This window comes from Streptomyces hygroscopicus (genome assembly GCF_026168105.1).
Lineage (GTDB): Bacteria > Actinomycetota > Actinomycetes > Streptomycetales > Streptomycetaceae > Streptomyces > Streptomyces hygroscopicus_D.
Genome location: NZ_LBMW01000024.1, coordinates 113545 through 122408 on the forward strand (window position 1 = coordinate 113545; position 8864 = coordinate 122408).

The window sequence follows — 8864 nt, forward strand, 5'->3', positions numbered from 1 at the left end:
CCCCGCAATGTCAATTATTTGTCCGGACAACCGGACTACACAACTTCCCGTCAACAGGTACCGGAGCTACGCTCGGCCCGTGCCGAAACCAGATGCGGATCCGACCGTCTCGCTCCAGCTCAGCGTCGACCGGAGCAGTCCGGTGCCGCTGTATTTCCAGCTGTCCCAGCAGCTGGAGGCCGCGATCGAGCACGGGGCGCTGACGCCCGGAAGCCTGCTGGGCAACGAGATCGAACTGGCCGCCCGGCTCGGCCTGTCCCGGCCCACCGTCCGTCAGGCCATCCAGTCCCTCGTCGACAAGGGCCTGCTCGTGCGGCGCCGCGGCGTCGGCACTCAGGTGGTGCACAGCCAGGTCAAGCGCCCGCTGGAGCTCAGCAGCCTGTACGACGACCTGGAGGCGGCCGGGCAGCGACCCGCGACCCGGGTGCTCGTCAACACCTTCGTGCCCGCCTCCGCCGAGGTCGCCGCCGCGCTCGGTGTGCCCGAGGGGGCGGAGGTGCACCGCGTGGAGCGGCTGCGCCTCGCGCACGGCGAGCCGATGGCGTACCTGTGCAACTACCTGCCCACCGGCCTGCTCGACCTGGACACCGAGCGGCTGGAGTCGACCGGCCTCTACCGGCTGATGCGGGCCGCCGGCATCACGCTGCACAGCGCCCGGCAGTCGGTGGGGGCCCGTGCCGCCACCCCGGCCGAGGGCGAACGGCTCGGCGAGCCCGAGGGCGCCCCGCTGCTCACCATGCAGCGCACCACGTTCGACGACACGGGCCGTGCCGTGGAGTTCGGCACCCATACCTACCGCGCCTCGCGCTACTCGTTCGAGTTCCAGCTCCTCGTCCGGCCCTGAGCCGCCGGGGCCCGCGGTCGCGTACGGCCCGACCGGTGCCGGACCCGTCCGCCGCCGTGTCCGGGGCATCGTCCGGGTCCGCACCCCGCCGGACAAGGCCCCTGACCAGGGGCGTCGGCGGACGGTCGGCGATACTTGGTCCTTCCAAGCAACTCCGCAGGAAGGGCACCACCTCGTGGCACGGACTAGGACCTGGGCAACCATCGCGCTCGCGGGAGGGCTCGGCCTATCCCTGGCGGGGTGCAGCAGCCACGGAGGCCAGCGTGCCGAGGACGCCCGTGAGGCCGCCTCGGCCCAGGGCCGGTCCGCCGTGAACACACCCCGCTGGACCTTTGCGATGATCACCCACTCGGGTGATGGCGACACCTTCTGGGACATCGTGCAGAGCGGCGCCAAGCAGGCCGCCGTCAAGGACAACATCAACTTCCTGTACTCCCACGACGCGGAGGCCCAGCAGCAGGCCCAGCTCGTGGACGCGGCGGTAGACCAGAAGGTCGACGGCATCATCGTCACGCTGGCCAAGCCCGACGCGCTGAAGGCCGCAGTCGCCCGGGCCGAGAAGGCCGGTATCCCGGTGGTGACCGTGAACTCCGGCTCCGCGGAGTCCAAGGCGTTCGGCGCGCTCACCCACATCGGCCAGGACGAGACGATCGCCGGCGAGGCCGTGGGCGAGGAACTCGACAAGCGCGGTCGCAAGAAGGTCCTGTGCGTGCTGCACGAGCAGGGCAACGTGGGCCACGAACAGCGCTGCGCGGGCGTGCGGAAGACGTTCCACGGCACGGTGGAGAACCTCAACGTCAACGGCACGAACATGCCGGACGTGCAGTCCGCCATCGAGGCCAGGCTTCAGGCGGACAAGTCGGTCGACGCCGTCGTCACCCTGGGCGCCCCGTACGCCGACACCGCGGTGAAGGCCAAGGCCGACGCGGGCAGCACGGCGGAGATCGCCACCTTCGACCTGAACGCGAAGGTGGCGGGCGAGCTCAAGGACGGCACCCTCGGCTTCGCCGTGGACCAGCAGCCCTACCTCCAGGGCTACGAGGCCGTCGACCAGCTCTGGCTGTACAAGTACAACGCCAATGCCCTCGGCGGCGGACAGCCGGTCCTCACCGGACCGCAGATCATCACCAAGGACCAGGCCGCGGCCCTCGAACGCTACACCGAGCGGGGGACGCGATGACCGCGGCGGCACCGGCGTCCGCGCCGGAGACGGCCCCGGACAGGAAGCCCGGGGCGCAGACGGACGAGCGGCTGCTGAAGACCTCACCGGTGAAGCGCCTCCTCGGCCGGCCCGAGCTGGGCTCGGTGGTGGGAGCGCTCGCCGTCTTCCTGTTCTTCTCGATCGTCGCCGACAGCTTCCTGCGGGCGGCGAGCCTGAGTACGGTCCTGTACGCGGCCTCGACGATCGGCATCATGGCCGTCCCGGTCGCCCTGCTCATGATCGGCGGCGAGTTCGACCTGTCCGCCGGTGCCCTGGTGACGTCGTCCGCGCTGGTCTCGTCGATGTTCAGCTATCGGATGACCGCCGACGTCTGGGTCGGCGTCGGCGTATCCCTGCTGGTCACGCTCGGCATCGGTGCCTTCAACGGCATCATGCTGACCCGTACGAGACTGCCCAGCTTCATCGTCACCCTGGGCACGTTCCTGATGCTGGCCGGCCTGAACCTCGGCTTCACCAAGCTGATCAGCGGCACGGTCTCGACCAAGTCGATCTCCGACATGGACGGCTTCTCCTCGGCCAGGGCCGTGTTCGCCTCCACGCTCAACGCCGGCGGCGTCAGCGTCAAGATCACCGTCCTGTGGTGGTTCGCGCTGGTCGCCCTCGCCTCCTGGATCCTGCTGCGCACCCGCGCCGGCAACTGGATCTTCGCGGTCGGCGGCAACAAGGACGCGGCCCGCGCGCTCGGCGTACCGGTCGCCAGGACCAGGACCGGCCTGTACATGGGTGTCGCGCTCGGCGCCTGGATCTCCGGCCAGCACCTGCTCTTCTCGTACGACGCCGTCCAGTCCGGCGAGGGTGTCGGCAACGAGCTGATCTACATCATCGCGGCCGTCATCGGCGGCTGTCTGATCACCGGCGGCTACGGATCGGCCGTCGGCTCGGCGGTCGGCGCGTTCATCTTCGGCATGACGAGCAAGGGCATCGTCTTCGCCCAGTGGAACCCCGACTGGTTCAAGTTCTTCCTCGGAGCGATGCTGCTCCTCGCGACCCTGCTCAACGCCTGGGTCCGCAAGCGCGCGGAGGCCACGACATGACGTCGGACGTCAAGGAGCGCACGGCGCTCGTCGAGCTCAAGGACATCAGCAAGCGCTACGGCACCATCCGGGCCCTGGAAGGGGTCGGTCTCGAGGTCCATGGGGGAGAGATCACCTGCGTCCTCGGTGACAACGGCGCGGGCAAGTCCACCCTCATCAAGATCGTGGCGGGGCTGCACCGGCACGACGGCGGCACCTTCCGGATCGAGGGCGAGGAGTGCCGTCCGGCATCGCCGCGCGAGGCCCTGGACCGTGGGATCGCCACGGTCTACCAGGACCTTGCCGTGGTCCCGCTGATGCCCGTGTGGCGCAACTTCTTCCTCGGCTCCGAGCCGCGCAGGGGCGTCGGCCCCTTCAAGCGTCTGGACGTGGACTTCATGCGCCGGACCACGCACGCCGAACTGTTGCGCATGGGCATCGACCTGCGTGATGTCGACCAGCCCATCGGCACCCTGTCGGGCGGTGAGCGCCAGTGTGTGGCGATCGCGCGGGCGGTGTACTTCGGGGCCAAGGTGCTGGTCCTCGACGAGCCGACGGCGGCACTGGGTGTGAAGCAGTCGGGTGTGGTCCTCAAATATGTGGCGTCGGCACGGGATCAGGGGCTGGGTGTTGTTTTCATCACCCACAACCCGCATCACGCGTACCTGGTGGGCGACCGATTCGTGCTGCTCAAGCGCGGCACGATGGTCGGCAGCCACACACGTGAGGAGATCACTCTCGAGGAGTTGACGCGGGAGATGGCCGGGGGAAACGAGCTCGACGATCTCCGCCACGAGCTGGAACACCGCGCCCCGTGAGGGGCGCGGGGAACTGTGCGACAGGTCACGACGCACCCGCATCCGGCAGACCTCCCGTGCCCCTTCGCCGCTCCCCTGCGGAGCAGCGCGCGGCGGCGTGAGGCAGAATCGGCCCCGATGAGCACCTACCGCGACTTCACGCACCGCGGGTCCGCCCGGGCCACCGTCCTGCGGACCGTCGGCACGCGCGAGCGCCGCTCCCATCTGACGGCGCCGCGCGTACCCACGGTCGGTATCGACATCGGCGGAACAAAGGTGATGGCCGGCGTCGTCGACGCCGACGGCAACATCCTGGAGAGGCTCCGCACCGAGACGCCCGACAAGTCCAAGAGCCCGAAGGTGGTCGAGGACACCATCGTCGAGCTGGTCCTGGACCTCTCCGACCGGCACGACGTGCACGCCGTCGGCATCGGCGCGGCCGGCTGGGTGGACGCCGACCGCAGCCGCGTCCTGTTCGCCCCGCACCTGTCCTGGCGCAACGAGCCCCTGCGCGACCGCCTCGCCGGTCGGCTCGCCGTCCCCGTCCTGGTCGACAACGACGCCAACGCCGCCGCCTGGGCCGAGTGGCGCTTCGGGGCCGGCCGGGGCGAGGACCACCTCGTCATGATCACCCTCGGTACCGGGATCGGCGGCGCCATCCTGGAGGACGGCCAGGTCAAGCGCGGCAAGTTCGGTGTCGCGGGCGAGTTCGGCCATATGCAGGTCGTGCCCGGCGGTCACCGCTGCCCCTGCGGCAACCGCGGCTGCTGGGAGCAGTACAGCTCCGGCAACGCCCTGGTCCGCGAGGCCAGGGAGCTGGCGGCCGCCGACTCCCCGGTGGCGTACGGGATCATCGAGCACGTCAAGGGGAACATCTCCGACATCACCGGGCCGGTGATCACCGAGCTGGCCCGCGAGGGCGACGCGATGTGCGTCGAGCTGCTCCAGGACATCGGCCAGTGGCTCGGCGTCGGCATCGCCAACCTGGCGGCGGCCCTGGACCCCTCCTGCTTCGTGATCGGCGGCGGGGTCAGCTCGGCCGACGACCTGTTGATCGGGCCCGCCCGGGACGCCTTCCGACGCCATCTCACCGGCCGCGGCTACCGCCCCGAGGCCCGTATCGCGCGCGCCCAGCTCGGTCCCGAGGCCGGCATGGTCGGCGCCGCGGACCTCGCCCGGCTCGTCGCCCGCCGGTTCCGGCGCGCCAACCGTCGCCGGGTGGAGCGCTACGAGCGCTACGAGCGCTACGCGGAGTCCCGCCGGACCGCCAAGGGGGCACTGTGACGTCCACCGTCTCGATACCGCGTCAGTCGTCACCGCCCGACGAGCCGCTGCGGCCCCCGGAGGACCGGCGGCACGTGATCCGCCGCCGGGCGCTGACCCTGCTGATCATCGTCCTGCTCGTCGGTGTCCCCGCCGTCTATCTGCTGATCTGCGCCGACCAGAGCCGCGACAGCGGCAAGGACAAGGAGACCAGGGCTTCGGCGACCGGCCTGGTCCACGACTGGCCCTCGCGCATCCTGCGCCGCCTCTACCAGGTGGACATCCCGGCGGACGGCACGTATGTCGCGTACTACGAGACGAACAACTGGAAGACGAGTCGGCTGTACGTGCAGTTCAGCACCAGCAACGCCGGCCTCGACGAGTTCCTGGCCGGCCTCGGGACCAACGCGGGCGCGCTGAAGAAGGACGACGTCGCCATCGGCACGCACGATCAGGGCATCGCCGGCTGGAAGTTCGCCGGGCGGGGTCCCTGGTCCGGGCTGACCCACGCGCAGAAGAACCCGGAGCCCACCCTGGCGGTCGTGGTGGACCGGCACGTCGCCATGCGCCCGATGGTGTACGTGGTCTCGCGGACGGTCCCCTGACGGTTCTCCCCGTCCGCAGGCCGGCTCGCCCGCCGGAGCCGATTGTCAGACCCCGCCCGTACAGTCGAAGACGTCCGATGCGACTGAGCGGCGGGAGGTGACCGGACGTATGGCGGAGCAGACGACGACAGCTGTCCCGATGGGAGTGCCCCCTGCTCGAACGCAGTTGAGAGCGTGGGGGAGACTGGCCGCGGTGTTCCTGCCCGCGCCGCTGCCTCGCCAGGGAAGGATCGCCTTCTGGGACCCGGAGGGCGGACCCCTGCCGACGGACGGCACCGAGGAGCTGACGGTCGTACGCCGGCACGGACCCGGTGTCCGCCGGGACACCGTCCCCGCCGTGTCGCTCCCGGTCGCCGAGGCCCTGCCGCTGCTCGCCCGGGCCCGGCGTGACCCTGCCGCCCACCCCGCCGCCGCCTGCTGGGGCGCGGCCGCTCTGCACGCCCTGCGGATCGTCGCCCGAGGGCGGCTGCTGCCCGGTCTCACCCCGGACGGATATGACGCCTGGCGGGCCGGACCGCTGGATTCCGACGACATCACCCACCTCAGGGCGGTCGCCGCCGCCCTGCCCTACGAGGGCCATGCCGTCCCGCTCCCGGGCAAGGGCCCTCTCCAACTGCCGGAGCCCGAGACATTGGTGCGGTCCTTCCTGGACGCCGTCGCGGACACCCTGCCCCGCACCCCGGCGGCCCCCCACACGGTCGGCGGGCCGTTCGCGGCGCGCGAGCCGCAGCGGCTGCCGCACGCCCATGACTGGGCGGCCGAGGTCGCCGCGGGTATGGACGCGGGTGTCCGGATCTCGCTGCGTCTCGACCTGTCCGCGTACCAGCTGTTCGACGACGGCGAGGGCGCCCACCGCGCCGGCGCGGCCGTCGTGCAGGTGCACAGCCTCGCCGACCCGACCCTCGTCGTCGACGCGGCGACGCTGTGGGCCGGTGAGGCGGACGCGGCGTTCGGCCCCCGCGCCCGGGTGGACGCGGCCCTGGCCGTGCGCCGGGCGGCCCGGGTCTGGCCACCGCTGGACCGGCTCTGCGAACAGGAGGTGCCGGACGTACTGGCCCTGTCCGAGGGCGAGTTGGGCGAGCTGCTGGGGGTCGAGGCCACCCGGCTGGCCGCGGCCGGAGTCGCGGTGCACTGGCCCAGGGACCTGGCCCAGGACCTGACGGCGGCAGCGGTGGTACGGCCCGCGCCCGGCTCGGCGACCGACGGCACGGGCTTCTTCGAGAGCGAGGACCTGCTGCAGTTCCGCTGGCAGCTTGCGCTCGGCGGCGATCCGCTCACCGAGGCCGAGATGGACGCGCTGGCGGAGGCCCACCGCCCGGTCGTCCGGCTGCGCGATCAATGGGTGCTCGTCGACCCGGTGCTCGTCCGCAAGGCACGCAAGCGTGAGTTGGGCCTGCTCGACCCGGTCGACGCGCTGTCCGTCGCGCTCACCGGCCGCGCGGAGGTCGACGGCGAGACGGTGGAGGCCCTCCCGCTCGGTGCGCTGGCCACGCTCCGGGACCGGCTGACGGCGGGCGTCGGACCGGTGGAGCCGCCCCCGGGACTCGCCGCCCGCCTGCGCGACTACCAACTGCGGGGCCTGGCCTGGCTGGACCTGATGACCTCCCTCGGCCTCGGCGGCTGCCTCGCCGACGACATGGGACTCGGCAAGACGGTCACCGTCATCGCCCTGCATCTGCGCCGGGCGCGCAGCGAACCGACGCTGGTGGTGTGCCCGGCGTCGCTGCTGGGCAACTGGCAGCGGGAGATCACCCGGTTCGCCCCCGGTGTCCCGGTCCGCCGTTTCCACGGCCCGGATCGCGCCCTGGACGACCTGGACGGCGGCTTCGTGCTCACGACGTACGGCACGATGCGAGCGGCGGCGCCGCGCCTGACCGAGCAGACCTGGGGCCTGGTCGTCGCGGACGAGGCACAGCACGTCAAGAACCCCTACTCGGCGACGGCCAAGGCCCTGCGCACGATCAAGTCCCCCGCGCGGGTGGCCCTCACCGGCACACCCGTGGAAAACAACCTTTCCGAGCTGTGGGCACTGCTGGACTGGACGACCCCGGGGCTGCTCGGCCCGCTGAAGTCCTTCCGTGCCCGGCACGCGCGCGCGGTGGAGACCGGTGAGGACGAGGAGGCGGTGGAGCGGCTGGCGCGCCTGGTCCGGCCGTTCCTTCTGCGCCGCAGGAAGTCCGACCCCGGCATCGTCCCCGAGCTCCCGCCCAAGACGGAGACGGACCACCCGGTGCCGCTCACCCGTGAGCAGGCCGCGCTCTACGAGGCGGTCGTGCGGGAGTCGATGGCGGCGATCGAGACATCGGAGGGGATCGCGCGGCGGGGCCTGGTTCTCAAACTCCTCGGCTCGCTCAAGCAGATCTGCAACCACCCGGCGCTGTATCTGAAGGAGGACGCGGGGACGGCCGCGGGCCTGCTGGCCCGCTCCGGCAAACTCGCCCTGCTGGACGAGCTGTTGGACACGCTGCTCGCGGAGGACGACTCGGCGCTGGTGTTCACGCAGTACGTCGGCATGGCCCGTCTGATCAGCGCGCACCTCGCCTCCCGCGCGGTGCCCGTCGAGTTGCTGCACGGGGGCACGCCGGTGCCCGACCGGGAGACGATGGTGGACCGTTTCCAGAGCGGTGCGACCCCGGTCCTCGTCCTGTCCCTCAAAGCCGCGGGCACGGGCCTGAACCTCACTCGTGCGGGCCATGTCATCCACTTCGACCGCTGGTGGAACCCGGCGGTGGAGGAACAGGCCACGGACCGCGCGTACCGCATCGGCCAGACCCAGCCGGTCCAGGTCCACCGTCTGATCACCGAGGGCACGGTCGAGGACCGCATCGCCGAGATGCTCGAGTCCAAGCGGGCGCTGGCCGACGCGATCCTGGGCTCCGGAGAGTCGTCCCTGACGGAACTGACCGATGGGGAGCTCTCGGACCTGGTGTCGCTGAGGAGGACGACGTGAACGGGACGGAGGAACGGCCCGGGGCCGACGGCCCGGCGTCCGCCGACGCCGGGGCGCGTCCCGCCGACGCGGTGCGTCGGGCGCTGTGGGCCGCGCGGGAGCGTGGCGGTGCGGCGGCAGAGGAGGAGCCTTCCGCTCAGGACGCCGACGACGCCGTGCTCGAGAGCGGT

General features: G+C 71.6%; 7 protein-coding genes. All 7 read left to right on the plus strand.

The features are described from left to right. Positions 1–79: 79 nt before the first annotated feature. The 7 genes from AAW14_RS22955 (at position 80) to AAW14_RS22985 (ending at position 8694) form a co-directional block, all read left to right on the plus strand. Complete coding sequence (locus AAW14_RS22955) at positions 80–844, plus strand: GntR family transcriptional regulator (protein ID WP_265565809.1); 765 nt, start codon at positions 80–82, stop codon at positions 842–844. Positions 845–1019: 175 nt separating this feature from the next. Beyond that, on the plus strand, positions 1020–2024 hold the full coding sequence (locus tag AAW14_RS22960; RefSeq protein WP_265565810.1) for a sugar ABC transporter substrate-binding protein: 1005 nt from the start codon (positions 1020–1022) through the stop codon (positions 2022–2024). Further along, complete coding sequence (locus tag AAW14_RS22965; RefSeq protein WP_265565811.1) at positions 2021–3100, plus strand: ABC transporter permease; 1080 nt, start codon at positions 2021–2023, stop codon at positions 3098–3100. Before AAW14_RS22960 ends, AAW14_RS22965 begins: the two co-directional genes overlap by 4 nt. Beyond that, a complete protein-coding gene (locus AAW14_RS22970; RefSeq protein WP_265565812.1) occupies positions 3097–3897 on the plus strand; it encodes an ATP-binding cassette domain-containing protein in 801 nt (266 codons plus the stop codon). The genes AAW14_RS22965 and AAW14_RS22970 overlap by 4 nt, the downstream gene beginning before the upstream one ends. Before the next feature lie 117 nt (positions 3898–4014). Further along, on the plus strand, positions 4015–5160 hold the full coding sequence (locus AAW14_RS22975; RefSeq protein ID WP_265565813.1) for an ROK family glucokinase: 1146 nt from the start codon (positions 4015–4017) through the stop codon (positions 5158–5160). After that, complete coding sequence (locus tag AAW14_RS22980; RefSeq protein ID WP_265565814.1) at positions 5157–5744, plus strand: sugar kinase; 588 nt, start codon at positions 5157–5159, stop codon at positions 5742–5744. Before AAW14_RS22975 ends, AAW14_RS22980 begins: the two co-directional genes overlap by 4 nt. Positions 5745–5883: 139 nt before the next feature. Then, positions 5884–8694 (plus strand): DEAD/DEAH box helicase, encoded by a 2811-nt coding sequence (locus AAW14_RS22985; protein ID WP_265565820.1) that lies wholly within the window; start codon positions 5884–5886, stop codon positions 8692–8694. Positions 8695–8864: the final 170 nt, after the last annotated feature.

Bases quoted from the DNA above. Each gene is read 5' to 3' on its own strand.
- AAW14_RS22965 (WP_265565811.1), top strand. From the start codon at position 2,021: ATGACCGCGGCGGCACCGGCGTCCGCGCCGGAGACGGCCCCGGACAGG.
- AAW14_RS22970 (WP_265565812.1), top strand. From the start codon at position 3,097: ATGACGTCGGACGTCAAGGAGCGCACGGCGCTCGTCGAGCTCAAGGAC.
- AAW14_RS22975 (WP_265565813.1), top strand. From the start codon at position 4,015: ATGAGCACCTACCGCGACTTCACGCACCGCGGGTCCGCCCGGGCCACC.
- AAW14_RS22985 (WP_265565820.1), top strand. From the start codon at position 5,884: ATGGGAGTGCCCCCTGCTCGAACGCAGTTGAGAGCGTGGGGGAGACTG.